The organism is Sphingomonas sp. HF-S4 (genome assembly GCF_032911445.1).
GTDB lineage: Bacteria > Pseudomonadota > Alphaproteobacteria > Sphingomonadales > Sphingomonadaceae > Sphingomonas > Sphingomonas agrestis.
On the sequence record NZ_JAWJEJ010000001.1, the window covers coordinates 1,231,515 to 1,256,186 of the forward strand.

22 protein-coding genes are annotated in these 24,672 nt (G+C 65.7%); 11 read left to right on the plus strand and 11 right to left on the minus strand.

Annotated elements, in window-relative coordinates; all coding sequences use genetic code 11:
• The first annotated feature begins 5 nt into the window (after positions 1-5).
• The 3 genes from RZN05_RS05140 (at position 6) to RZN05_RS05150 (ending at position 4,221) form a co-directional block, all read left to right on the plus strand.
• The gene (locus tag RZN05_RS05140) at positions 6-512 is read left to right on the plus strand and encodes a toxin-activating lysine-acyltransferase (protein WP_317225545.1); all 507 of its coding nucleotides are present in this window, start codon (positions 6-8) and stop codon (positions 510-512) included.
• 155 nt (positions 513-667) lie between these two features.
• Positions 668-2,812 (plus strand): type I secretion system permease/ATPase, encoded by a 2,145-nt coding sequence (locus RZN05_RS05145; protein ID WP_317225546.1) that lies wholly within the window; start codon positions 668-670, stop codon positions 2,810-2,812.
• Entirely contained in the window at positions 2,809-4,221 is a 1,413-nt protein-coding gene (locus RZN05_RS05150) for an HlyD family type I secretion periplasmic adaptor subunit (RefSeq protein ID WP_317225547.1), read from the plus strand. Before RZN05_RS05145 ends, RZN05_RS05150 begins: the two co-directional genes overlap by 4 nt.
• 323 nt (positions 4,222-4,544) lie before the next feature.
• Here RZN05_RS05150 and RZN05_RS05155 read toward each other — a convergent pair whose 3' ends face one another.
• From RZN05_RS05155 to RZN05_RS05175, 5 genes are all read right to left on the minus strand, one after another.
• Positions 4,545-5,672, minus strand: coding sequence for an acyltransferase family protein (locus RZN05_RS05155; protein WP_317225548.1), 1,128 nt, complete (start codon positions 5,670-5,672; stop codon positions 4,545-4,547).
• 75 nt (positions 5,673-5,747) lie between these two features.
• Positions 5,748-7,073: a C4-dicarboxylate transporter DctA gene (gene dctA / locus RZN05_RS05160; protein WP_317225549.1), complete on the minus strand. Its 1,326-nt coding sequence runs from the start codon at positions 7,071-7,073 to the stop codon at positions 5,748-5,750.
• A 128-nt stretch (positions 7,074-7,201) separates the two neighbouring features.
• Entirely contained in the window at positions 7,202-7,435 is a 234-nt protein-coding gene (locus tag RZN05_RS05165) for a hypothetical protein (RefSeq protein WP_317225550.1), read from the minus strand.
• Between the two features lie 162 nt (positions 7,436-7,597).
• On the minus strand, positions 7,598-8,959 hold the full coding sequence (locus RZN05_RS05170; protein ID WP_317225551.1) for a M28 family peptidase: 1,362 nt from the start codon (positions 8,957-8,959) through the stop codon (positions 7,598-7,600).
• A 46-nt stretch (positions 8,960-9,005) separates the two neighbouring features.
• Entirely contained in the window at positions 9,006-9,227 is a 222-nt protein-coding gene (locus RZN05_RS05175; protein WP_317225552.1) for an MbtH family protein, read from the minus strand.
• Positions 9,228-9,357: 130 nt separating this feature from the next.
• Between RZN05_RS05175 and ettA the strand changes: the two genes are divergently transcribed.
• Together ettA and RZN05_RS05185 are read left to right on the plus strand one after the other, a co-directional pair.
• The gene (ettA, locus tag RZN05_RS05180) at positions 9,358-11,037 is read left to right on the plus strand and encodes an energy-dependent translational throttle protein EttA (protein WP_317225553.1); all 1,680 of its coding nucleotides are present in this window, start codon (positions 9,358-9,360) and stop codon (positions 11,035-11,037) included.
• A gap of 25 nt (positions 11,038-11,062) precedes the next feature.
• Positions 11,063-11,503, plus strand: coding sequence for a ribose-phosphate pyrophosphokinase (locus RZN05_RS05185; protein WP_317225554.1), 441 nt, complete (start codon positions 11,063-11,065; stop codon positions 11,501-11,503).
• Here the strand turns inward: RZN05_RS05185 and RZN05_RS05190 are convergent.
• The 6 genes from RZN05_RS05190 to RZN05_RS05215 form a co-directional block, all read right to left on the minus strand.
• The gene (locus RZN05_RS05190) at positions 11,500-12,075 is read right to left on the minus strand and encodes a Uma2 family endonuclease (RefSeq protein ID WP_317225555.1); all 576 of its coding nucleotides are present in this window, start codon (positions 12,073-12,075) and stop codon (positions 11,500-11,502) included. The two genes, RZN05_RS05185 and RZN05_RS05190, sit on opposite strands and share 4 nt — an antisense overlap.
• Before the next feature lie 65 nt (positions 12,076-12,140).
• The gene (locus RZN05_RS05195) at positions 12,141-12,869 is read right to left on the minus strand and encodes an NYN domain-containing protein (protein ID WP_317225556.1); all 729 of its coding nucleotides are present in this window, start codon (positions 12,867-12,869) and stop codon (positions 12,141-12,143) included.
• Positions 12,866-13,252, minus strand: a complete 387-nt coding sequence (locus RZN05_RS05200) for a DoxX family protein (RefSeq protein WP_317225557.1) — start codon at positions 13,250-13,252, stop codon at positions 12,866-12,868. Before RZN05_RS05200 ends, RZN05_RS05195 begins: the two co-directional genes overlap by 4 nt.
• Before the next feature lie 86 nt (positions 13,253-13,338).
• A complete protein-coding gene (locus tag RZN05_RS05205) occupies positions 13,339-13,617 on the minus strand; it encodes an acylphosphatase (protein ID WP_317225558.1) in 279 nt (92 codons plus the stop codon).
• A 109-nt stretch (positions 13,618-13,726) separates the two neighbouring features.
• A complete protein-coding gene (gene greB, locus RZN05_RS05210; protein WP_317225559.1) occupies positions 13,727-14,203 on the minus strand; it encodes a transcription elongation factor GreB in 477 nt (158 codons plus the stop codon).
• Positions 14,204-14,215: 12 nt separating this feature from the next.
• A complete protein-coding gene (locus tag RZN05_RS05215) occupies positions 14,216-16,222 on the minus strand; it encodes a lytic transglycosylase domain-containing protein (RefSeq protein ID WP_317225560.1) in 2,007 nt (668 codons plus the stop codon).
• Positions 16,223-16,293: 71 nt separating this feature from the next.
• Here RZN05_RS05215 and dapA point away from each other — a divergent pair, with 71 nt between their 5' ends.
• The 6 genes from dapA to RZN05_RS05245 all read left to right on the plus strand — a co-directional run bounded on the left by dapA (position 16,294) and on the right by RZN05_RS05245 (position 24,613).
• Positions 16,294-17,175 carry a 4-hydroxy-tetrahydrodipicolinate synthase gene (gene dapA, locus RZN05_RS05220; RefSeq protein WP_317225561.1) on the plus strand — a complete coding sequence of 294 codons (882 nt, stop codon included), beginning with the start codon at positions 16,294-16,296 and terminating at the stop codon, positions 17,173-17,175.
• Between the two features lie 205 nt (positions 17,176-17,380).
• Positions 17,381-19,687, plus strand: coding sequence for a TonB-dependent receptor (locus RZN05_RS05225; RefSeq protein ID WP_317225562.1), 2,307 nt, complete (start codon positions 17,381-17,383; stop codon positions 19,685-19,687).
• Positions 19,688-19,809: 122 nt separating this feature from the next.
• Complete coding sequence (locus RZN05_RS05230) at positions 19,810-21,342, plus strand: hypothetical protein (RefSeq protein WP_317225563.1); 1,533 nt, start codon at positions 19,810-19,812, stop codon at positions 21,340-21,342.
• 83 nt (positions 21,343-21,425) lie between these two features.
• Positions 21,426-21,908, plus strand: coding sequence for an SsrA-binding protein SmpB (smpB, locus tag RZN05_RS05235; RefSeq protein WP_317225564.1), 483 nt, complete (start codon positions 21,426-21,428; stop codon positions 21,906-21,908).
• Complete coding sequence (locus RZN05_RS05240) at positions 21,901-22,473, plus strand: DUF2062 domain-containing protein (RefSeq protein ID WP_317225565.1); 573 nt, start codon at positions 21,901-21,903, stop codon at positions 22,471-22,473. Before smpB ends, RZN05_RS05240 begins: the two co-directional genes overlap by 8 nt.
• A 46-nt stretch (positions 22,474-22,519) precedes the next feature.
• The gene (locus RZN05_RS05245) at positions 22,520-24,613 is read left to right on the plus strand and encodes a M13 family metallopeptidase (protein WP_317225566.1); all 2,094 of its coding nucleotides are present in this window, start codon (positions 22,520-22,522) and stop codon (positions 24,611-24,613) included.
• Positions 24,614-24,672: the final 59 nt, after the last annotated feature.

Genomic DNA, 24,672 nt, shown 5'->3' on the forward strand with positions numbered 1-24,672 from the left:
ACACGATGAACGAGACGAACGCGCCACCCACCGTAAGCCATCTTCTCGGCGAGATGACCTGGCTGCTCACCCAGTCACCGTTGCATCGGGCCCTCGCGATCGGCGATCTCGAATGGCTGGTGATGCCGGCCTTGCTCACCGAGCAATTCTACATCTTCCGCGATGGCGATCGCCCGGTCGGGCTGGCATTATGGGCGCAGACCAACCCCGAAGGCGAGGCCAAGCTCGAACGCGGGATGATCGAGCCGGAGAACCGGCTGACGCTCGAGGAATGGAGCGGTGGGGACCGGCTTTGGCTGGTCGACCTGATCGCGCCCTTCGCGAATGCGACCAACAAGCATATCGAGGTCATGATGGCGGACCTCATCTCAAAGCCGCTGCACGGTCGCAGCTTCCGCTTCCATCGCACCGATCCGATGACCGGCGCGCGGGTTGCCCAGCGCGTCGAGGCCGATGCCGGCGACAAGTTGGCTGAGGCGATCGCGGCGCAGGTCGGGGCATCCCCCAACTGACGCCAAAGGTTCCCGCAAGTGGGTTGGTCGCAGAATCTGCGGCCGATCGCACGAAATTCTTGGCGAAAAGCCTGACAGACTTTAAGAGATGTAGATCAGGCAATTGAAAAGCTTGGAGTATCGCGCAGTTCGGGGCTGCGGGCGGGGGGATTTGCGTGATCGAGGAAGGTGAGGGCGCGTCTTCGGGCGCATTGCACGCGTTTGTACTCGTGGCACAGTTCCTCGGCGTGCCTGCCGACCTCGCGCAGATCGTGCACGAACATGGCGGCACCGGTCGTTTCCGCCTCGAGGATCTGGCCCGCGCCGCCAAGCGCATCGGCATCGTCGCGAGGATCCGCCAGACGCGGATCGGCGAGCTGGGCAAGCGCCCGCTTCCGGCGCTGGCGGAAACCGAAACCGGCGACGCGCTGATTCTGCTCAAGATCGACGAGAGCGAGACGGCGCCGCGTTTCCTTGTCCAGCGCGGCGATGCCGAGCGCCCCGAAATCTGGTCTGAAGAGCAGTTCGCCAATCAGTTCAGCGGCCGGCTATTGCTGATGACCACGCGCGAGGCGATCGCCGGGAACAGCCGGCCGTTCGACATCAGCTGGTTCATTCCCGCTCTGGTCAAATATCGCAAACCGTTGCGCGACGTGCTGATCGCGTCCTTCTTCCTGCAGCTGATGGGGCTGGTGTCTCCCTTGTTCTTCCAGCTCGTCATCGACAAGGTGCTGGTGCATCAGTCGCTGTCGACGCTAGACGTGCTGGCGATCGGACTCGCGGTGGTGCTCACCTGGGAGACGGCGCTATCGGGGCTCCGCAACTGGCTGTTCGCGCATTCGACCAACCGCGTCGATGCGGAGCTCTCGTCGCGGCTGTTCCGGCATCTGCTCAACCTGCCGCTCTCTTATTTCGAGGCGCGCCGCGTCGGCGACAGCGTGGCGCGAGTGCGCGAGCTCGAGCGGATCCGCGAATTCCTCACCTCCAACGCGGTCACGGTGGTGATCGACCTCCTCTTCACGATCGTGTTCTTCGCGGTGATGTATCTCTACAGCCCGATCCTGACGCTGATCGTGGTACTGTCGATACCGTTTTACGCCGCGATCTCGATCCTCGTCACGCCGGTGCTTCGCGCGCGGCTCGACGAGAAGTTTCGCCGCGGGGCGGAGAACCAGGCCTTCCTGGTCGAAAGCGTAACCGGTATCGGCACCTTGAAGGCGATGGCGGTCGAGCCGCAGATGCGCGCGCGATGGGAACGACAATTCGCCGGCTACACCCAAACCGGCTTCTCGGTGATGACGCTCGCCAACACCGGTAGCCACGCGATCCAATTGGTCTCGAAGCTCACCACCGTCGCAATCCTCTATTTCGGCGCGAAGCAGGTGATCGCCGGCGAACTGACGGTCGGCGCGCTGGTCGCCTTCAACATGCTCTCGGGCAGGGTCGCCGCGCCGATCCTGCGTCTGTCGCAATTATGGCAGGATTTCCAGCAGGTCCGCATATCGGTCGATCGCCTGGGCGACGTGCTCAATGCGCCCGCCGAGCTCGAGCACAACCCCAACCGCGCCAGCCTTCCCGCGATCCAGGGGGACGTGCGGTTCGACAATGTCCGCTTCCGCTACCGCCCCGACGCGCCCGAGGCGCTGCGCGGCGTCGAGCTCACGATCGCGGCCGGCGAGATGCTCGGTATTGTCGGCCCCTCGGGCTCGGGCAAGTCGACGCTTACTAAGCTCGTCCAGCGGCTCTACGTTCCGGAGCAGGGGCGCGTGCTGGTCGACGGCGTCGATCTCGCGCTTGTCGATCCAGCCTGGCTGCGCCGCCAGATCGGCGTCGTCCTGCAGGAGAATATCCTGTTCAATCGCTCCGTCCGCGACAATATCGCGCTGACCGATCCCACCCGCCCGATGGAGCAGGTGATCGCCGCCGCGCAGATGGCCGGCGCGCATGAGTTCGTCCTCGAGCTCCCGCACGGCTACGACACGATCATTGATGAGCGCGGCGCCAATCTCTCGGGCGGCCAGCGCCAGCGGCTCGCCATTGCCCGCGCGCTGATGACCGATCCCCGCATCCTGATCCTCGACGAAGCGACGAGCGCGCTCGACGCCGAGAGCGAAGAGATCATCCAGCGCAATCTCGGCGTGATGGCCAGGGGACGCACGGTGATCATCATCGCGCATCGGCTGTCCGCGGTGCGCCAATGCGACCGAATCGTCACCGTCGAAGCAGGGGCGATCACCGAGGAAGGCAATCACGAGGCGATGCTGCGCCGGGGCGGCCGCTATGCCCAGCTCTACGCCAAGCAGATGGGAGTCGAGGCATGAGCGTCGCCGGCACAATGTCCAATCTCGCGCATCACTGGCGGGTGTTGCGGGCTGCCTGGCGGATCGAGAGCGCGGCCAAGCCCGCGCGGCGCGAAAGGCTGGACCACGAATTCCTACCCGCGGCGCTCGAGATCATCGAGAAGCCACCCAGCCCGGGGCTGCGCTGGCTAATGCTGATCCTGTCCACGCTGTTCGGCGTGGCCTTGCTCTGGGCCTGTATCGGAAAGGTCGACACCGTCGCAGTGGCAACCGGTAAGGTCGTGCCCTCGGCTAACGTCAAGATCATCCAGCCGATCGAGATCGGCGCGGTGCGCGCGATCCATGTCCGCAACGGCCAGCGTGTGCGGCGCGGACAGTTGCTCATCGAGCTCGATCCGACACTTGCCGGCGCCGACGATGCCCAAGCGACGCAGGGGCTGCTTTCCGCGCGGACGACACAGGCGCGCAACGATGCCCTTCTGCGCTATCTGACCACAGGCCGTGTCGCCTATACGCCGCCGCCGGGCATGCCCTCGGCGGTGGCGGAGACGCAAGCGCGCTTCGTGCAGACCGCCGTCGCGGAATATGAGGCCGAACGCGCGAGCCTGCAGCAGAGCCGGGCCCAGAGCGTCGCCGAACTGGCAGGCGCTGACGCGGAGATCGCCAAGCTCAATAAGACGCTGCCGTTGATTGATCAGCAATTGGAGGGCCGTCGGACGCTGACCGACAGGGGCTATTTCTCTAAGCTCAAGCTCCTCGAATATGAGCAATTACGCGTCGAGCACGTCCAGAACATCGCCGTGCAGCGGAGTGCGGCGGCCAAGGCGCGTGCGGCCATCGCCAATATCGATGCGCAGATTGCCGGCCTTCGCGAGAAGTTCGGCAAGAGCGCCTTCGCCGAGCTTTCGGAGGCGGAGGATAAGGGCGCGGTCGCCGGCGAGGAGATCCGCAAGACCGCGCGGCGGCGGCAATATCAGGAACTGCGCTCGCCGGTCGACGGCGTAGTCCAGCAGCTTGCGGTCAACACTGTGGGCGGGGTAGTCCAGCCTGCACAGCCGCTGATGGTGGTCGTACCCTCCGCCGACGAAGTCGAGGTCGAGGCGCAGATCCTCAACCGCGACATCGGCTTCATCCGTGAAGGGCAGCCGGTCCGGGTCAAGCTAGAAGCCTTTCCGTTCACCGATTACGGCCTCATCCAGGGCGAAGTCGCGTCAATCAGCCGCGACGCGATCGAGGACGAGAAGCGCGGGCTGATCTATGCAGTCCGCATCCGCCTCAAGCGGCGCACGATCGCAATCGCGGGACGGGACATGCCGATCGGCCCGGGTCTGGCGGTGCAGGCCGAGATCCGCACTGGCGAACGCCGCATCATCCAATATCTCCTGTCCCCGATCGCGCAGACGATCGATGAGGCCGGGAGGGAGCGCTAATCGGTCATGGCGTGAGTGTCGTGGATCACCTCTGGTAGTCGCAGCGAAATGACTACCCGGGCTCCTTTATCAATCGCCAACCGGTCAGTAGCGCGTCCCTTCGCACTGGCGTGACCGCCTAAGTGTAAGCCAAGCTTATTCGATTCCGTTTCAATACTTGGGCAGACGAACTCAACTGGAAGGACGCGTCATCAATTTGCCGCTCGCGAAGAGCAGTCTGTCGAATTTGACGAAACGTCCCGCGAAATGCCACTGCAGCCCATGTCGAACGGGACAGCTCGCGTGGTATTTGAGCATTATATTTTGGGAAATATCTAGCAACGTCAATGCCATGGCGCGCGTGCCGTAAGCCTGTCTCCCCGACCATCTCTCGTCGCCCTCGCCCGACCGAGCCTCTTGAGCAGCGCGCGGAGCGGCGGCTCGCCGAAGCGGACGACTGCCCAAGATAGCGCCAGCATCGTTACGAACATAAGGGCGCAGGCCGGCCAGAACGGCACGCCGAGACGGAGCAATCCGCCGATCAGGATCGCGCCGAGTTCCTGGTGCAGGAGATAGAGCGGGTAGGTCATCAGCCCCAGCGTTGTCACCATGGGCGCTCGGACCGCGCGGGTGAGCCGCGGCTGGAGTCGTTCGGCGAACAGGATCGGCAGAAGGCACAGGCCGAACAGCAGCAGCGGCGGGACATAAGCGGGGTTGTCGCCGTGCATGATGATCCGGTGGGCATCGATCTCAATCACCGCCGCGATACCGGCGGGTATCAGATAGACAAGGCGCAGAGCCCGCCACCCCAGCCTTTGCCGCGCGCGGATCAGCATTCCGAGCGCGAAGAAGCAGCCATGCGGCAGCAGGGTGAGCTGGACGATCCGGTCGCCGGCGGGCGGGACCGGCACGAAGCATGACGCGATCCAATAGGCGGCGCTGGCGAGACCGAGCAGCGCGCCGATCCGCTCGATCGTGCCCAGCGTCGCGCCGCCTAGCAGGGACAGCGCGATCAGCAGATAGAAGTTCACTTCGATCGCGAGCGTCCAATAGCTCGGATCGATGCCGAACATCGGCCAGAACAGGACGGAACCCAGCCATAGCCCGACAACCGTCCCGGGCGTCATGCTGCCGGCTATCAGCATGGCGAGGGTGGTCAGCGACGCGCAAAGCCAGGCGGCTGGCAGCAGGCGCAGGAAGCGGCGGCCGGCGAAGGCGGAAGGGCTCGATCCTTCGGCGGACCAGGCGATGACGAAGCCGGACACCACGAAGAACAATTCGACGCCGATCCAGCCCGAATTGAGGAACGGCGACAGTCGCCCGTCGATCGGCATGCCTTCGAGCAGCGCCCGCCCGCCCGGCGGCGGCCCGTGGACGAATCCGCTACCCCAATGGAACGCGACGACCATCACGGCGCAGGCGAAGCGCAGCAGGTCCAGGGCAAGGAGGTTGCGAGATCCCCGATCGGCCATCGCCGCCCAGGTTGCGCAGAAGTGTTTAACGAATTGCGTAAGCCGTAGATGTCAGGTGCAGGTGCTTGAGGATGCTCAATCCGGATCGGTTTCTACTGGCGGGGCGGCAGGAACCTCGTCCGGCACCCCGTCGAGCGCCCGCACAAGCTGATCGCGGTCGAGCGCGCCTTCCCAGCGCGCCACCACGATCGTCGCGACGGCGTTGCCGATGAAATTGGTGAGGCTGCGGCATTCGCTCATGAAGCGATCGACGCCCAGAATCAGTGCCATCCCCGCGATCGGCACCTTCGGCACGATCGCCAGCGTCGCCGCCAGCGTGATAAAGCCCGATCCGGTGACGCCCGCCGCGCCCTTCGAGCTCAACATCGCCACCCCGAGCAGCGCGAGTTCCTCGCCGAGCGTGAGTTCGACGCCGGTTGCCTGGGCGATGAACAACGCCGCCAACGTCATGTAGATGTTGGTGCCGTCGAGATTGAACGAATAGCCGGTCGGCACCACTACGCCGACGACTTCCTTGTCGCAGCCGGCGCGCTGCATCTTCTGGATCAGCGCGGGCAGGGCGGCTTCCGACGAGGAGGTGCCGAGCACCAGCAGCAGCTCGGCCTTGAGATACCGCAGCAGCTTGAGGATCGAGAAGCCGTTGAGCGCCGCGACGCTGCCCAGGATCACCAGCACGAAGATCAGCGAGGTAAGATAGAAGGTGCCGACAAGGGCACCGAGGCTTAGCAGGCTGCCGAGGCCATATTTGCCGATCGTGAACGCCATCGCGCCGAACGCGCCGACCGGCGCCGCCCACATCACGATCGTCACCAGCCGGAACACCACCAGCGCGATTCGCTCGAGCATGTCGGTCACCGGGCGGGCAGGGGCGCCGACCAACGTCAGCGACACGCCGAACAGCACCGCCACGAACAGGACCTGGAGGATCGAACCACTGGTGAACGCCGAGACCAAGGTCGTCGGGATGATCGAGAGCAGGAAGCCGGTGAGCGTCGTCTCGTGCGCCTTCTCCTCATAGCCGTGCACCGCGGCGGCATTGAGCGTGGTGGGGTCGACATGCATGCCCGCACCAGGCTGGACGACATTCGCCACGACGAGCCCCACGACCAGCGCCAGCGTCGAGAAGAACAGGAAATAGGCGAACGCCTTGACCACCACGCGGCCCAGCGCGGCAAGCTGATGCGATCCGGCGATCCCGGTCACCACGGTGAGGAAGATCACCGGCGGGATGATCATCTTGACCAGCGCAATGAAGCCATCGCCGAGCGGCTGGAGTCCTGTGCCGAAGGCCGGAAAGGCCGCGCCGACCGCGATCCCAGCGACGATGCCGATCAGCACCCAGAAATAGAGCAGCCGCCAGAAAGGCGGCTTGTGCCCGTCGCTGCCCAGGTTCGGCGCCATCCTCTTCCCCTTTGTAATCGCGCCGTTTCTACGCCGATTGCGGGTTCGCCCCAAACGGAAAAGGGCGCCCCCTTGCGGGAGCGCCCTTCTAACCGTCAGCTCCGATCCTCAGCGGACCGGAAAAGAGATCAATGCGCGTTCGCCTCGGCGGCGTCGGCCTTGTTCTCTTCGACAGCAGCTGCGTTCTCGAGGACGTTCTCGACGACTGCGTTGCTGGTGTTGTCAGCGGCTTCTTCGTAGATCGCTGCGTTCGCCTCGTGGCTCTCGGCAACGTTCTCCGCAGTGGTGTTGGTGGTGCCGCCGCCGCAAGCCGCGAGCGACATCAGGCCGGCGGTCGCAGCAACGATGAGGATCTTCTTCATGTGGGTTGCTCCCATGGAACATTAAACGTTTCGCACCCGGCCCGAATGCCCGACGCGAACCGCTGAAATAGCGGTCGTTGCGCTTGCGTCAATCACAAATGCGACAAACCGCAAAATTTCTGCCATTTTTTTGCCCGAATTCGGACATGCGAGCGCCTGGGATCAGCGTGCCGGCCCGATTTGCTCGGGCGCGTTGGCCGTAATTGCGAGCATCGTCGTCCACACCGCGACGTTCTGGCGAAGCTGCGCCGGATCGACCTTGTCGAGCGTATCGTCCGGGGTGTGGTGATAGTCGAAATAGCGCAGCCCGGATTGCGCAAGGTCAATTCCGGATGCGCCCGCGCTTATCACCGCGGCGACGTCGGCACCGCCGGTGGCGGGATCGCGGCCGCGGCCGACGCCGAGCGGGGCGAGCGCGGCGGCGAGGCGGTCGACCACCGGCTTGCCGCTTTCCGGCAGCGTGGCGTCGAACTTCCAGATGCGATCGGCGCCGAAATCGGATTCGGAGGCAAGGACATGACGCTCGTTCTTGTGCGCCTCGAAATAGGCTTTCCCGCCCCATACGCCCGGCTCCTCGGCGCCGGCCCAGAGCACGCGAATGGTACGGCGCGGCTGGCCTGCGTCCATGATCCGCTTGGCGGCGGCGGCAACGATGCCGCACCCCGATGCGTCATCGATCGCGCCGGTGGCGAGATCCCAGCTATCGAGGTGGCAGGCGACGAGTACGATCCCGGCAGCAGGGTCGCTGCCTGGCACTTCGGCGATCACGTTGCCCGACTCGCCTTGGCCCTTGAACTGCGGAGTGATGTCGAGCTTGAGTCGCACCGGCCCGCGCTTCAGCAGCCGCTCGAGCTGCTCGGCATCGGGCAGCGCTAGCGCCGCGGCGGGAATCGGCTTCACACCCTGCGCCCAATTGGTGCCGCCGGTGTGCGGGTTGCGATGATAATCGGTGCCGATCGAGCGGATCAGCGTGGCGACCGCGCCCTTGCTCGCCGCGATGCTAGGTCCGGTGCGCCGCGCGGCGCCGAACACGCCGTAGCTGGAACCGTCCTGTGTCACGGTCATCCGGTGGTCGATGAACGCGATCTTACCCTTGAGGGTGCCCGCCGGCGCCGCCTGAAGATCGGCGAAGCTGGCGAAATAGACAACCTCCGCTTCGATGCCCTTGGCCCCCGTCGAGCCCGAATTGCCAAGCGCGGCGAGGCTGAGCTTCTGCGCGTGCTGCCCCAAGACTTCGGCCTTTTCCTCGCCGCGTACCCAGACCGGCATCCTGAACGGCTCGCTGCGAACGTTCTGGAAGCCGAGCGCGGTAAGCTTGGCGATCGCCCATTTGCGCGCGCGTGCCTCGTCCTCGGTCGCAGCCAGCCGGGCCCCGATCTCAGTGGTCAGCCCCTCGGTGATTTCCCAGGCGAGATCGTCCTGGAGCGCCGCATCGCGTAGCGCCGCGACATCGTGCGTCTGGGCGAGCGCGGAGCAGGGAAGGGCGAGAGCGGCCACGGCCGCAAGCAGGATGCGCTTGGTCATGGGCAGGTGCTAGCCACCCCCGTAACGTTTGCCAATGCGCGGACGCTTATTCTGCGCCGGATTCCTGCATCTTCTTGCGCAGGCTCAGCGGGCGCATGTCGGTCCACGTCTCCCGGATCCAGGCAAGCATCTCGACTCTGGTGCCCGAGGCGCCGGTCTCGTTCCAGCCGGCGGGCAGCGGGCGATCCTTCGGCCAGATCGAATATTGCTCCTCGGCGTTCACCACTGCGAGGTAGATGGTGGCGTCCTCGGTCTCGTCGGTCGGCATGGCGTGCTCCTCCCCAGAGGGGCACGCTATCATCGCGGCGCGCGCGGGTCACGTTGCCAATCGGCATGCCCGCCGCTACATGCGCCACCAACTTCCCTTGCCCTGAATCCCAGACCCCGGAGACCCTATCGTGGCCGCCCAATACGCCTTCGTCATGAAGGACATGACCAAGACCTTCCCCGGCGCCCCCAAGCCGGTGCTGAGCAACATCAACATCCAGTTCTATCAGGGCGCCAAGATCGGCATCGTCGGCCCCAACGGCGCCGGCAAGTCGACGCTGATGAAGATTATGGCGGGCGTCGACAAGGATTTCACCGGCGAGGCCTGGCCCGGCGAGAACATCACCGTCGGCTATCTCGAGCAGGAGCCCCAGCTCGATCCGACCAAGACCGTGCTCGAGAACGTCAAGGAAGGCGCGCGCGAGACCGCGGACCTCGTCGATCGCTTCAACGCCATCTCCGCGGAGATGGGCGATCCCAAGGACGACACCGATTTCGACGCGCTGATGGAGGAGATGGGTGATCTCCAGGCCAAGATCGACGCAGTCGATGGCTGGACGCTCGACAACCAGCTCGAAGTCGCGATGGAAGCGCTGCGCTGCCCGCCCTCGGACTGGCCGGTCGAGAACCTCTCGGGCGGTGAGCGGCGTCGCGTCGCACTTACCCGGCTGCTGATCCAGAAGCCGTCGATCCTGCTGCTCGACGAACCGACCAACCACCTCGACGCCGAAAGCGTCCAGTGGCTCGAGAACCACCTCAAGGAATATGCCGGCGCGGTGCTGATGATCACCCACGATCGCTATTTCCTCGACAATGTCGTCGGCTGGATCCTCGAGATCGATCGCGGCAAGTATTTCCCGTACGAGGGCAATTACTCGACCTATCTCGAGAAGAAGTCCAAGCGCCTCGAGCAGGAGGAGCGCGAGGAATCGAGCCGCCAGACCGCGATCAAGAACGAGCTGGAATGGATCCGCCAGGGCGCCAAGGCGCGCCAGACCAAGTCCAAGGCGCGCATCGCCAAGTTCGAGCAGCTGGTCGAGACGCAGAAGGACCGCCGCCCGACCGGCGCCCAGATCGTCATCCAGGTACCCGAGCGCCTGGGCGGCAAGGTGATCGAGGTCGAGAACATCTCCAAGGCCTATGGCGACAAGCTGCTGTTCGAGAATCTGTCGTTCACGCTCCCCGCGGGCGGCATCGTCGGGGTGATCGGCCCCAACGGCGCCGGCAAGTCGACGCTGTTCAAGATGATCACCGGCCAGGAGACCCCCGATACCGGCACGATCGAGATGGGTTCGACCGTCCGCCTCGGCTATGTCGACCAGAGCCGCGATCACTTGGATCCGAGCAAGAACGTCTGGGAGGAAATCTCCGACGGACTCGATTACATGAAGGTCAACGGCCACGATGCCTCGACCCGCGCCTATGTCGGCGCGTTCAACTTCAAGGGCGCCGACCAGCAGAAGAATGTCGGCAAGCTCTCGGGCGGCGAGCGCAACCGGGTGAACATCGCCAAGATGCTCAAGCGCGGCGGCAACGTGCTGCTGCTCGACGAGCCGACCAACGATCTCGACGTGGAGACGCTGGGTGCATTGGAAGAAGCCATCGAGAATTTCGCCGGCTGCGCGGTGGTGATCAGCCACGATCGCTTCTTCCTCGATCGCCTCGCCACCCACATCCTCGCCTTCGAAGGCAACAGCCATGTCGAATGGTTCGAGGGTAATTTCGAAGCCTATGAGGAAGACAAGCGCCGTCGCCTGGGTGATGCCGCCGACCGTCCGACTGCGCTGTCGTACAAGAAGCTGACGCGCTGATGGTGTTCCGGGCGCCTGCTTGCTGATGGCTTGCAAGGCGCCCGGCCTCGGCGATACGCTCGGCCGCTGGCTGGTCGATGAAGGTCTGTTGCCTGCGGAGGGCGCCGGATCGCTCGCCGATGTGGCGAAGGTGCGCGCGCTGCTGATCGCGGCCGCCCGCGAGCGGCGCGCGGTCAGCTATTCCGAATTGCTGGCCGGGCTCGGCCACCGCTTCACGCGGCCGAAGATGCGCGCGGTTTGCAAGACGCTCGACGCGATCGATGCCGCCGGCGCCGCTGCCGGCGAGCCCAACCTCGCGGTGCTGGTGGTTCGCGAAACCGACCGGCTGCCGGGGCAGGGCTGGTGGGTCGGAGTGCGCGAGGCCTATGGCTATGCGGGCGAATGGACCGGGCCGAAGGCAGCCGCGCTGGTATCCCGATTGCAGGCTCAGGCGTTTGATTATTGGCGGACGCGCCCGCGCGGCTAGCCAATGGCCGCGGTGTCGATCGTCAGGCTAATAATGGTCGCCGCGCTGACGGCCTGTCCGAAAGCCAGTTCGCGGTGCTCGCGATAGGTCTCTCCCTCGGGCGCCCACATCTGGTGGATCACGCGCGCGTTGACATCGACTACCCAATATTCGGGCACGCCGTTGCGCGCATACATCGCCAACTTGCGTTTTGTGTCGAACGCCAGCGTCGCATCGGACACTTCGATGATAAGCTTGATGCTATCGAGCGGCATCAGGCCCTTGCCCTCGGGTTCGCTCGTCACGGCGATGTCCGGCTCGGGCGAATTGTGCGGCGGGATGGCGATCGATCCTTCGACGATCGCTTCCCAGCCCTGGCCATGCACATCCATTGCGGCAGCAAGCGCAACGTGCAGGCGGGACTTGATCACCGCGTGCGGCCGATGCTGCGCGTTCACGAAGAATATCTCCCCGTCGATCAGCTCGGTCTTCCGATACTCCTCGAACGCGCCCGCATCATCGAGCCGCAGATAGTCTTCCAGCCGCAATTTGACCGGCAGGTGGCTGTTGTTGAGAGGCAGCAACTCCGTCATGCCGCGAGCGTATCACGAGAGCGTGCGCCGTCCAAGGCGCCCACGTTTCGGCGACAGGCGTGGCGCTACCGTCTTCGCCGCACGAATGCGCCCCCGTCCCGCCGATCGACTTCGAACCCCGGCACCGCCTCGAACAGGTCCGACAGCCGCGCGAAGCCGTAGCTGCGGACGTCGAAGCTCGATCGATTGGCGGCGCGCTGGCCGACCTCGCCGAGACTGGCATACCCGCCGGGATCGCGACGCGACGCTTCGTAGGCGTCGATCAGGATGCGTACGACCTCGGCATCGACCTTGCCCGAAGCGGTAGCCGGCGCGGGCGCCGCGACCGGCGGGGGAGGTGCCTCGGCGCCACGGACCAACGTATCGATGTCGATGAAGCGGTTGCACGCGGCGCGAAAGCCCTCAGGCGTGGTCGCACGGCCGAAGCCGTACACCGTCAGGCCATCCTGCCGGATCCGCGTGACCAAGGGCATGAAATCGCTGTCCGATGACATGATTCCGAAGCCCGTGACGCGCTTGCTTGCCAGCAGGTCCATCGCATCGATGGTCATCTTCATGTCGGTAGCGTTCTTGCCCTTGGTAAGGTCGAACTGCTGCTGAGGCTCGAGCGCATAGCGCAACGCCGCTTCGCTCCAGCCCTTGAGCGCGGGCTTGCTCCAATTGCCGTAGACGCGGCGGATGTTGACTGTGCCTAGATCGGCCAGCGCGGTGAGCACCGGGTCGATAGCGCTGGCCGATGCGTTGTCCGCATCGATCAGCAGCGCTACGTTTCCGGTAGGGAGATCGCCGTTCAAAGTGCTTTGCGCGTACGTGCCGCATCCACGCTCCACGGCCCTGCGCCCGCCGCGGCGAGATACAGGAAGATGAAGCAGTACAGCATGATCGCCTCGCCGCCATTGACCGAGGGGTAGAAGCCTTTGCCGGCATGGACGAGGAAATAGCCCACTGCGCTCATCCCCGCGGCGATGAATGCCACCGGTCGGGTGAACAGCCCGATGACCAGCAGCGCGCCGCCGACCAGCTCGATCGCGCCAGCGGCCTGGAGCAGCGGATTGAGCGGCATCGGGAAGGGCGGCAGGTTGAAGAATTTCGACGTGCCGTGGTGCAGGAAGCCGAGCCCGGCGGCGATGCGCAGGATGCTCAGCAGCGGGCCGGACCAGCTTGCAGGAATGGGCATGCGTTCCTCCTCGTCCACGGCGCGTTCCTGCGCGCCGTTTCACCGGCGGAACCTTTCATGCCCGCGCCGCGGAATCAACCGCCGCTTCAGGCAGTGAAGCGCTTGGTGAAGCCCTTGGCCTGCTTCTCGTCGTCGGCCGCCCAGGCCTCGACATGCTCGACCCGCGCGAGCGGCGATCCCTGGTGACAGCCCTCGACCAGCTTGGCCACGGTCTCGTCGTCGCCCGAGGCCAGGATCTCCACCCGCCCGTCCTTCACGTTGCGCACCCAGCCGGTCAGCCCGGTGCGTTGCGCGGTGCGAACCACCCAGTCGCGATAGCCGACGCCCTGGACGCGGCCGGAAACCATGATGCGCTGTGTACCCATAAACCCCAATACTCACCCGAACCCGTTCAGGGCCCCTGCCGCCAGTCTAGCACGGTGCGTCGAAAGGGGAGCCAGCCGGCGATTCGGTTCGCCGCATGCCAGGCACGCCTCAAGGGTAAGTTACCGCGATAACTTCATATTCCCGCTCGCCACCGGGCAGGATGACCCGACGCAGGTCGCCGATGCCGGCGCCACGCAGCGCGCGGGCGAGCGGGGCGTTCCAGCCGATCAGGCCCTTGCCGGCATCGGCCTCGTCGTCGCCCACCAGGGTCAGCGTACGGTGCGCGTCGTCCTCGTCGGCGATCGTCACCGTCGCGCCGAAGAAGACCTTGCCGCGCTCCTCCTGCTTCGAAGGATCGACGACCTTGGCCGCCTTCATCCGCTTCGACAGCCAGCCGAGCCGACGATCGATCTCGCGGAGCCGCTTGCGGCCGTAGATGTAATCCCCGTTTTCCGAGCGGTCGCCATTGCCCGCCGCCCAGGCGATCGTCTCGACCAGCCTGGGTCGCTCGCCGGCGAACAGCGCGTCATATTCGGCCTTGAGCGCCGAATAGCCGGCGGGGGTGATGTAATTGGGGCGGTCCATTGGGCCCTTTAATCAGCCGGGCGTGTTCTTGCCCAGATACCAGCTCATGTTCGCCGGCCCGCGCGAGCGGGCGAATTCGGGGTTGAGCAGGTCGTAGACCACGGCGTTCTCGAGCACGCGCTGGACATAGTTCTTGGTCTCGAAGATCGGGATCTGCTCGATCCATTTGAGCATGTCGCCGCCCGGCATCCGCGGATCGCCATTGGCGCGGATCCACTTGTTCACATTGCCGGGCCCGGCATTGTAGGCCGCCACGGCGAGCGGATAGCTGTTATAGATCCGGTACACCCGCTGGAAATAGCTCGATCCCAGCTGGATGTTGTAATCGGTGTCGGTGGTCAGCGACTCCCGGTTGTAGCTCAGCCCCAGTTTGCCGGCGGTCTCTGCGGCGGTCCCCGGCATCAGCTGCATCAGCCCGCGTGCGCCGGCATGGCTCACCGCGGCGCGATCGAACTGGCTCTCCTGGCGTGCGATCGCATGGATCATCGTCCAGTAATCGCGCTGCCCCTCGGGCACCTTCACCGACGGGAAGCCCGCCGCGGTATAGTCCGACAGCCCGTTCTCGAGCGCGCTGCGCCCGACCATCACGCCCAGATCGGGGCGCCCGATCGTCCGGCTGAGCTCGGCGGCGAGGACATGGTCGTTGTCGGTGGTCGCGTCGCGCGCGATCTGACGGATGAACATGCCCTGCGACACTCGGTCACCCATATTGCCGAGCAACTGCACGGCGCGGACGGTCTCGCGCCGATAGAAGGCGTCGCGCGCGCCCGGATCGGCCTTCCTGGTGTCGAGCGGCGGCGGCGCCTTGAGCGCGAGGCGAATCCGCTCGGCGGCGAGCTGGCCGTAATAGAGGTCCGAGAATCCGGCGGCCCGCGCCAGGAAGCCCTGCGCCGCGGCATGGTCGCCCGCTGCCTCGGCGGCGCGGCCGGCCCAATACAGCCCCTTCGACTGAGTCGTCGGCGTCTTCGAGCCCTTCGAATAGCGCTCGAACATCCCCGCCGCGTCGCGCGGGCGGGCGAGGTTGTAATAGGCCGTAGTGCCCGCCAGCCAAGTCAGGCTGGTATAATCGTCGCGCTCGCCCAGCGGCAGCTCGGCGATCACCGTGCTCGGCGGGAAGGCGTCGTCGACCTGGCTGGCGATCTGATAGGCGAGGGCGTGCTGGCCGTCGTTCGAGGCGCCGCGTGCCGCCATCAGCAGCACTTCATACCACGCCTCGCCATCGCCCGGATACGCGGTCAGCCGCGGCCGCTGCGCGAGGTATGAGCGCATCGCCGGGCTCTGTCCGGTATCGCGCAGCCAGCGCGCGCGATCGGCGATATAGCCCGGATCGCTGCGACCGGCGTCCATTGCGTTCGAGCCCTTGAGCGCGGCATCGGCCGCCTTGGTGCGGAATGCGATCCGCGCCTCGAAGATCGCGCGCTGGCTCGGCGAGGCGAACCCCAGCAGCCGCTGGGCGACGCTCGTCGAGTTCTTCCACAGCAGCATGTCGATACGCGCATCGTGATCGGCGGGCGACAGCGCCGACAGGAACGACGCCATCAGCTTGCTCTCGTCCGCGGCGCGCAACGTCCCCGCGCGCCAGGCTTTCCGCGCCTGCTCGTCGGCCTCGCCGCGCCGGCCCATGGCCACCAGCGCCTCGGCATAGCGGAGATTGCCCGCAGGCGTGATCGGCGCGAACTTCTGGAAGAAGCGCACGGTCAGGTCGGGCATCATCGCGCCGCTGGCGAGCGAGGTCTCCGCTGCGGCGCGCCGGCTCGTCTCGCCCGGCCAGCCGGGATGCGCGAGCATGAAATTGGCATAATCGGAGAAGGGCCAGTTGTCGGACTGTTGCAGCCGCTTCCACTCGACCAGCGCCGTGCCGAGCGGATCGCTCTGCGCATAGGCCGGCTGGACGGGCGAGAAGGTGCTTTGCAGCGACCCCGCCATCGACCGGATTTGATCCTGCGTGAGTTGCGACGACGCCGCGACTCCCGAAACCCCAGCGAGCAATACAGCGCTCTTGATAACCGACCCGAGCATGCTGGACATCATACGGACTCGCCGACTATCTGCCAGTCCCGATTGCGGGATTTGAGGAAGATTTTCACGCCATGTTCTCCGGCTCTATTCCTGCGCTCGTCACGCCATTCCGTAATGGCATTTTAGCGGAGCAGGATTACCGCGACCTAGTTGAATGGCAGATTGCCGAAGGATCGGCGGCCTTGGTCCCGTGCGGCACCACTGGCGAGGCGGCGACGCTCACCAAGGACGAGCATTTCGAAGTCGTCCGGATCTGCGCCGACCAGGCGAAGGGCAGGGTGCCCGTGCTCGCCGGCGCCGGATCGAACGACACGCGAGTGGCGATCGCCAACGTCCATGCCGCCAGGGAATCGGGCGCCGACGCCGTGCTGATGGTGCCGCCTTATTACAATCGCCCGAGCCAGGAAGGCATCTTCCGCCATTTCGAGGCGGTGGCAGAGGCGACCGACTTGCCGATCGTCCTCTACAACGTACCCGGCCGCACCGTGACCGACATCCAGCCTGCGACGATGGCGCGGATCGTCGCGGCGTTCGGCAGCCGCTTCCTCGGCGTCAAGGACGCCACCGGCCAGCTCGGCCGCGTCTCCGAGCAGCGCGCCGGCTGCGGCGCCAACTTCATCCAGCTCTCGGGCAATGACGAGACCGCGCTCGCCTTCAATGCGATGGGGGGCACCGGCTGCATCTCGGTCAGCGCCAATGTCGCGCCGCGTCTCTGCGCCGAATTCCAGGCGGCCTGGGCGGCGGGCGACACTGCCAAGGCGCTCGAACTCCACGACCGGCTCTATCCGCTCCACCTGGCGATGTTCACCGACGCCTCGCCGGGCCCGGTGAAGTACGCGCTCGGCAAGGTCCGCCCCGGATTCCCCGGCGAGTTGCGTCTGCCGATGACCGAGGCCTCCGACGCCAGTCGCGCCGCAGTCGATGCCGCGCTGGAGCATGCCGGCCTGATCTGACGTGACGCTCACGCAATCGCGGTTGCAAACAGTGCATCTTGCACTGCGGCGAATGGCAATACTTCGTCACAATCCGATCATAATCCGGGCCTAGCCGCCCGCTCAGGGAAGACGCCCTGTTCGTGAGCGCCAGTCGTACCGCACACCACTTGCGGGGCGACCGGGTTGTGCGTCCGCGAACCAAGAAAACAAGATTGGGGAACCGATGAAATCCGCATTTACCCGCCGCGCCCTCCGTTCGAGCGCGGCGATTGCCGCTCTGCTCTATGCCGGCACCGCCTTCGCGCAGGAAGACGCCGTCGCCGAGGCGCAGGCTGACGGCGACATCGTCGTCACCGCGCAGCGTCGCGAAGAGCGCCTGGTCGACGTGCCGCTCTCGGTCGCCGTGATCCAGGGCGATTCGCTCCGCGACTTCCAGGCCGCCGGCGACGACACGCTGGCGCTCGCCGGCCGCGTCCCCGGCCTCTATGCCGAGACGACCACCGGCCGCATCTTCCCGCGCTATTACATCCGCGGCCTTGGCAATATCGACTTCTACCTCGGCGCCTCGCAGCCGGTGTCGATCATCCAGGATGACGTCGTGCTCGAGCATGTCGTGCTCAAGTCGAACCCGGTCTATGACCTCGATCGCGTCGAAGTGCTGCGCGGCCCGCAGGGCTCGCTGTTCGGCCGCAACACCACCGCCGGCATCGTCAAGTTCGACACGATCCGCCCGAGCGACACCTTCCAGGGCCGCGCCGCGCTGTCGGTCGGCCAATATGGCAGCTCGAACATCGACGCCGGCTTCGGCGGCCCGATCGTCGACGACCTGCTCTCGTTCCGCGTCTCGGGGCTCTACCAGCACCGCGACGGCTGGGTCGACAACACCTATACCGGCCCGAGCTTCGACGGCACCAAGGGCGGCTACAACGTCATGGGCGGCTTCGACGACCGCAATCTGCGCCTCCAGCTTCGCTTCACCCCCAGCGACCGCCTGACGGTCGACCTGTCGGGCCATGGCCGCTGGTATGAGGGCACTTCGACGATCTTCCACCGCGGCGCGCTCATCAAGGGCTCGAACAGCGTCGAGAATGCTTCGCGCAGCCAGGTCGCGCTCGACGAGGCGATGAACAACCCGCAGGCCTATGACACCTACGGCGCGTCGGGCCGGATCAGCTACGATTTCGGTGGCGCGGTGCTCACCTCGATCTCGGCTTGGGAAACCACCAAGGGCTATAGCCGTGGCGACACCGATGGCGGCGCCGCCTCGCTGTTCGCGGGCACGCCCTTCTACGGCCAGTCGCAGGGCAACATCCAGGATCTCGACCAGTTCAGCCAGGAGCTGCGCCTCGCCAGCCCTGGCACGGGCCGGTTCAACTGGCAGTTCGGCGGCTATTATTTCGACTCGCGCGACATCACCGATTTCTACCAGCGCCGCGTGTTCCTCACCGCGCCGTTCGATCCCGCCAACCCGAATAGCCGCAACCCCAACAACTGGGTGCGCCTGCGCAACACGAATACCTCGTGGGCCGGTTTCGGCCAGGTGAGCTATGACCTGACCGATCGCTTCACCCTGTCGGCCGGCGCACGCGTCACCAACGACACCAAGCGTACCCGCCTGCTCAAGACCGCCGACACCGGCACGGGGGCAGTGACCTATACCGGCCGCCGCGACGTCGAGCTCGACGACACCCGCGAGAGCTGGGACGTCAACGCGCTCTACAAGCTCAGCGACGATGTGAGCGTCTACGCCCGCGTCGCCAGCGGCTTCCGTGGCCCGACGATCCAGGGCCGCTCGGCGGTGTTCAACTCGGACTTCACCACCGCGGATTCGGAGACGATCCTGTCGTGGGAAGCCGGCGTGAAGGGTGCGCTGCTCGACAACCGCGTGCGGTTCAACCTGAGCGGCTTCTACTACACGGTCGACGACATCCAGCTGAACGCCAATGACGTGAACGGCAACGGCGTGCTGCTCAATGCCGACAAGGCCAAGGCATATGGCGTCGAGGCCGAACTCGATCTCCACCCGGTCGAGAATTTCGCGCTCTCGCTCGGCGGCAGCTGGCTCCACACCGAGATTCAGGATTCGGCGGCGCTCGCGCAGGTCTGCGTGCTTGGGGGCACGGTGGTCTGCACCGTCAAGGATCCGACGGTGGTCATCCCCGGCCGCGGCACGTTCGCCCGGATTGACGGCAATCGCCTGCCCAACGCGCCCGAGTACAACCTCAACGCTGCGGCGCGCTATGACATCCCGCTCGATGGCGGCGGCAAGTTCTTCGTCTCCACCGACTGGAACCTCCAGGGCTATACGAGCTTCGTACTCTACGACACCAAGGAGTTCACGGCGAACGGCAACTTCGAAGGCGGTCTGAAGATCGGGTTCGAAGGTGCGAACGGCGATTGGGAAATCGCCGCGTTCGCCCGCAACATCACCAACGAGAAGAACCTCAAGGGCGTGATCGAGAACTATATGGCCGCGGTCTATAACGACCCCCGCATCATCGGCGTCTCGTTCAGCACCCGCATGCGCTGATCCGGCCGGATGCCCCCTTCCTGCTCGCGGGGAGGGGGCGTTCGTCGCTTGGCTAGTCGCATCGAGTATGGCGCGCCGATGTCACGCGCCTAATTTGGCCGCACCAGACAAGGAGTGCGGCCATGCTAGTTTCAGACGCCGGGGGCGGCAGTTCGATCAGCAATTCGGCGCCGCCGGCGTGCATCGCCGGCGATCCCAAGGTCAAGGAAGCGGTCGAACAGACCGTCGCCGCCACCGAATTCGGCCAGCCGACCGACGGCGCACAGGCCGCCTACCAGATCGAGCAGACGCTCGCGCGGACCGACCTCACCCAAGACCAGAAGGACGAATATCTCGCCGCGGTGGTCCAGATGGCCGGCGGTCAATCGACTTTCTGCGGCTCGGTCGACGAGCGCACGGCCGACAAGCTGCTCCACGGCCTCAACGACATCGGCACTGCCTGGTCCGGCCCGGCGACTCCCGAGCTTCGCGCCGAAGTGACCGCCGGGATTGCCCGCGGCGTTGCCGATGGCCGGCTCGATGCCAACGATCTCTACGGCCTGGTCTCCGAGCCCGGCAGCCACGGCGCGCGCCAGTTGCTGGCCGACGTGCGCGACGGGACCGCGCTGGCATCGGTAAGCCACCGCCTCGTCGCCGATGCGCGTGCGCAGGGCTATGACATCAACGACTATCAGACCGGCCCGCAGACGCTGACCGCCGCCGCGGACATCGCCAACATGGCCGCCGCCGGGGGCAACCACTCGGCCGCCAATGCCGTGCTCGCCGAGATCACCCTCGTCGAGGCAAAGGGCGCCGTCGCGGGCGACGACATGACGCTGACCGAGGCGATGATGGCCACCACGGTCGGCGGCGGGCAGTGGAACAACCTGTACCAGCGCGACGGCTTCCATGCGCTTTCCGGGCTGCTCAATTCCTCGACGCAGAACGCGGCCAACCAGCCGGCGCAGGACAAGCTCTTCGCCGGGCTCGTGCGCTCGGGCGGCGAGGGCTATGTCGGCGGGATCGACGAGGGCGGCGATCGCGGCCCCGCGCTCGACCAGCTCGGCACCTATTTCGATCGCAATGTCGCCCGGCTTTCCGAGACCGACTGGCGGATGGACAATACAGGCGACTTCCACCACGGGCTCGTCCAGGACTTCACCCGGCAGGTGATGCTCGACAAGGATTATGGCCGGCTCGAACAGTCGCAGGAAGCGCTGACCAACGAGATGACGCGCCTCGCCGTGCAGGTCGGGGACACCGGTGCTTCCCCCGAAGTGCGTGAAAATGCGGCCAGCACGCTCGGCGCGGTGATGGGTTCGGTGCAGCAGGCCGGCGCCGATTACATCGCCAACGCCAAGGGCGACGCCGAGGCCAAGGTGGCGTTCGTCCGCCAGTTCACCGACATCGTTACCGACAAGCTGATCGGCAAGCTCGCGGACAAGATTCCCGAGGGCGAAGTGAAGAGCGGCGCGACCACGGCGGGCGGCAATTTCGTCGACCAGCTTTGGCAGAAGCTCGTCGATCATGAGACCCAGGCCGCGACGGGCGAGGTCGATGAGACCACCGGCGGGTTGCTCGATCTCGCCCAGGCGATCCGCACGACGATGGCGAGCGGCGAGGCGAGCCTGCTCAACGCCTTCGACCTGCGCGTCGAGCTCTATTACGACAACTGAGCGGGTGTGCCGGACCTTTATCTCGCGGCGGCTCGCTCGACGGCTTCCCTTCGGCGCGCCTGCCGCCTACATGCCCACTTCCCATGGCCCGTCCGCGTCCCGCTACCTTCGAGAAAGTAAAGACCGTCGCCGAGAACCGGCGCGCGCGGTTCGAATATTTCATCGATACGGTCTACGAGGCCGGGCTGGCGCTGACCGGTACCGAGGTGAAGTCGCTGCGCTTCGGCGAAGGCTCGATCGCCGAGGCCTATGCGGAGGTGAAGGAGAACGGGGTGTGGCTGGTCAATGCCAACATCCCCGAATTCAGCCACGGCAACCGCTACAATCACGAGCCGAAGCGGCCGCGTAAATTGCTCCTTCATGAGCGTGAAATAAACAAGCTTCACGGTGCCGTCGCGCGCGAAGGCATGACGCTCGTCCCGCTTTCCATCTATTTTAATGGAAGAGGGCGCGCAAAGGTCGAGCTGGCGCTCGCGAAGGGCAAGAAGACGCATGACAAGCGTGAGACGATCAAGGAACGGGACTGGAAGCGCGAGCAAGGCCGTCTCCTCCGCGATCGTGGCTGAGCGAGGCCTGGGCCCGCGCTTCCGCGCCTGGGTCGATCGCAATTTGCCGACCCGCGAGAGCTTCGAGTCAAACAAGTGGCTGAAGCCGGTTGCGCACCGCATCCTCCATTCGTCGTTGTGGCGGATGACGCGGCGCTCGATCCCACGGGGCGTCGCGCTCGGCATGTTCACCGGCATCCTGATCCCGATGGGCCAGATCCCGGCTTCGGCAGTGCTCGCGCTGCCGCTGCGCGCCAACGTCCCCGCCGCGGCGCTGACCACGTTCTTCACCAATCCCTTCACCACCCCGTTCCTGTTCATCCTCTACTACAAGGTCGGGGGGTGGGTGCTGCACCTGACCGGCACTTCGCCGGCGGAGGCGACCACCGCGGTCGCCGACAGCGGCTGGCTGCACTGGCTGGCGGCCGATGTCGGGCTGCCCACCGCGGTCGGCATGTTCCTCTGCTCAGTTATCGGGGGGATTCTCGGCTATGTCGTCGCCGCGCTCGGCTGGCGGCTGTGGATCACGCGGAAATGGCGCAAGCGGCAGGTCGAGCGCGCAGAACGGCAGATTGACGCGGCGTAACAGCCTAGTACTACAGCGCCTTTCCAAATTCGAAGGGCCGCTTTCCATGCGTCTTCCGCTCCTCGCTACCACCTTCCTCGCAGCCCCCGCGCTGCTCGCCGGCTGCACCTGCGGCGAGACTCCCCCGCCCGAAGCCGCCGCGGCCCAGACCGCGACCGTGTCGCAGGCCGCGGTCGGCCCCGTCGCCCCAGCCGATGCGCCCCGCCCGCAGCTCGGCACGTACGGCTTCGACGAGGCCGGCATGGACAAGTCGATCGCCGCCGGCGACGATTTCTACGGCTATGCCAACGGCACCTGGGCGAAGAGCACGCCGATCCCGGCCGACAAGTCCAACTTCGGCGCGTTCAATGTCATCGACGACCTGTCGAAGCAGCGCACCCAAGAGATCCTCGAAGCCGCCAAGGCCGATCCCAATTCGAAGATCGGCACGGCCTATGCCACGTATCTCGACACCGCTGCGATCGAGGCCAAGGGCCTCGCGCCGATCCAGCCCTGGCTCGATCAGATCAAGGGCCTGAAGGCGAAGTCGGGTCTCGCCGCGCTCTATGCCCAGGCCGATCGCAACGGCATCGGTCATCTGTTCGGCAGCTATGTCGGCCAGGACGACAAGAACCCCGAAATCTATGCGCTCAGCCTCGGCCAGGGCGGCCTCGGCATGCCCGACCGCGACTATTACCTCTCGAAGGATGCCAAGCTCGCCGAGACCAAGGCGGCGTATGAGAAGCATCTCGCCAACGTCCTGACGCTCGCCGGCGAGTCCAATGCCGCCGCGCGCGCCAAGGCGATCGTCGCGTTCGAGACGCGCATTGCCCAGGTCCACTGGACCCGCGTCGACAGCCGCGACGCCAACAAGACCTATAACAAGATGACCGTCGCCCAGCTTACCCGCCGTGCGCCGGGCTTCGACTTCAAGGGTTTCTTCACCGGCATCGGCGCCAATGTCGACAGCGTGATCGTCGCCCAGCCGAGCGCGCTGACCGGGATCGCCAAGCAGGTCCAGGCGACGCCGCTCGGCGTGCTCAAGGACCAGCTGCTCGTCCGCAGCCTCGACAATTTCGCCGACGTGCTGCCCTCGTCGTTCGACAAGGAGCAGTTCGCTTTCTACGGCACCACGCTCTCGGGCACGCCCGAGCAGCAGGCCCGCTGGAAGCGCGCTGTCGAGTTCACCACCGGGGCGGTCTCGGACGAAGTCAGCAAGGCCTATGTCGCCAAATATTTCCCGCCGGCGACCAAGGCCGCGGCCGACGCGCTGGTGAAGAACGTCATCGCCGCGATGGGCCGCCGGATCGACAAGCTCGACTGGATGGCGCCCGAGACCAAGGTCAAGGCGCATGCCAAGCTCGCCGCCTTCACCCCCAAGATCGGCTATCCCGACCAGTGGCACGATTATTCGAACCTGCAGATCACCGCAGGCGACGCCTATGGTAACAATGTCCGCGCCAATCATTGGGCGCATGACGACGGGATTTCGAAGCTCGGCAGCCCGATCCGCCGCTGGGAATGGGGGATGACCCCGATGGAAGTGAACGCCTATGCCAATTTCGGCATGGTCGAGATCGTCTTCCCCGCCGCGATCCTACAGCCGCCCTTCTTCGATCCCAATGCCGATCCGGCGGTCAACTATGGCGGCATCGGCGCAGTGATCGGCCACGAACTCAGCCACCATTTCGACGACCAGGGCGCCAAGTACAACGCCGAGGGGCGCCTGACCGACTGGTGGACGCCTGCCGACGTCGCGGCGTTCAAGAAGGGCACCGACGCGCTGGTCGCGCAATACGACCAGTACGAGCCGTTGCCTGGCCTAAAGGTGAAGGGCGCGCTGACGCTCGGCGAGAATGTCGCCGATCTCGCGGGCCTCACCGTTGCCTATGACGCCTACAAATATTCGCTGAACGGCGAGCCGGCACCGGTGCTCGACGGCACGTCGGGCGACCAGCGCTTCTATCTCGGCTGGGCGCAGGTCTGGCGCCGCAACTATCGCGAGGCGAACCTGCGCCAGCGGCTGCTCACCGATCCGCACTCTCCCTCCGAACAGCGCGCCTGGGTCGTGCGCAACCTCGACCCCTGGTACGCGGCCTTTGCGCCGGCACCGGGCAACAAGCTGTATCTGACCCCGGAACGTCGCGTCCGGATCTGGTGACCCTGAATTCCTCCCCGAGACAAGCTCGGGGAGGAATTTCCGCTAGCGCTTGACCCCGG

Bases quoted from the DNA above. Each gene is read 5' to 3' on its own strand.
- RZN05_RS05140 (WP_317225545.1), top strand. From the start codon at position 6: ATGAACGAGACGAACGCGCCACCCACCGTAAGCCATCTTCTCGGCGAG.
- RZN05_RS05150 (WP_317225547.1), top strand. From the start codon at position 2,809: ATGAGCGTCGCCGGCACAATGTCCAATCTCGCGCATCACTGGCGGGTG.
- RZN05_RS05155 (WP_317225548.1), bottom strand. From the start codon at position 5,672: ATGGCCGATCGGGGATCTCGCAACCTCCTTGCCCTGGACCTGCTGCGC.
- dctA (WP_317225549.1), bottom strand. From the start codon at position 7,073: ATGGCGCCGAACCTGGGCAGCGACGGGCACAAGCCGCCTTTCTGGCGG.
- RZN05_RS05165 (WP_317225550.1), bottom strand. From the start codon at position 7,435: ATGAAGAAGATCCTCATCGTTGCTGCGACCGCCGGCCTGATGTCGCTC.
- RZN05_RS05170 (WP_317225551.1), bottom strand. From the start codon at position 8,959: ATGACCAAGCGCATCCTGCTTGCGGCCGTGGCCGCTCTCGCCCTTCCC.
- RZN05_RS05175 (WP_317225552.1), bottom strand. From the start codon at position 9,227: ATGCCGACCGACGAGACCGAGGACGCCACCATCTACCTCGCAGTGGTG.
- RZN05_RS05185 (WP_317225554.1), top strand. From the start codon at position 11,063: ATGGCTTGCAAGGCGCCCGGCCTCGGCGATACGCTCGGCCGCTGGCTG.
- RZN05_RS05190 (WP_317225555.1), bottom strand. From the start codon at position 12,075: ATGACGGAGTTGCTGCCTCTCAACAACAGCCACCTGCCGGTCAAATTG.
- RZN05_RS05200 (WP_317225557.1), bottom strand. From the start codon at position 13,252: ATGCCCATTCCTGCAAGCTGGTCCGGCCCGCTGCTGAGCATCCTGCGC.
- RZN05_RS05205 (WP_317225558.1), bottom strand. From the start codon at position 13,617: ATGGGTACACAGCGCATCATGGTTTCCGGCCGCGTCCAGGGCGTCGGC.
- greB (WP_317225559.1), bottom strand. From the start codon at position 14,203: ATGGACCGCCCCAATTACATCACCCCCGCCGGCTATTCGGCGCTCAAG.
- RZN05_RS05215 (WP_317225560.1), bottom strand. From the start codon at position 16,222: ATGCTCGGGTCGGTTATCAAGAGCGCTGTATTGCTCGCTGGGGTTTCG.
- dapA (WP_317225561.1), top strand. From the start codon at position 16,294: ATGTTCTCCGGCTCTATTCCTGCGCTCGTCACGCCATTCCGTAATGGC.
- RZN05_RS05225 (WP_317225562.1), top strand. From the start codon at position 17,381: ATGAAATCCGCATTTACCCGCCGCGCCCTCCGTTCGAGCGCGGCGATT.
- RZN05_RS05230 (WP_317225563.1), top strand. From the start codon at position 19,810: ATGCTAGTTTCAGACGCCGGGGGCGGCAGTTCGATCAGCAATTCGGCG.
- smpB (WP_317225564.1), top strand. From the start codon at position 21,426: ATGGCCCGTCCGCGTCCCGCTACCTTCGAGAAAGTAAAGACCGTCGCC.
- RZN05_RS05245 (WP_317225566.1), top strand. From the start codon at position 22,520: ATGCGTCTTCCGCTCCTCGCTACCACCTTCCTCGCAGCCCCCGCGCTG.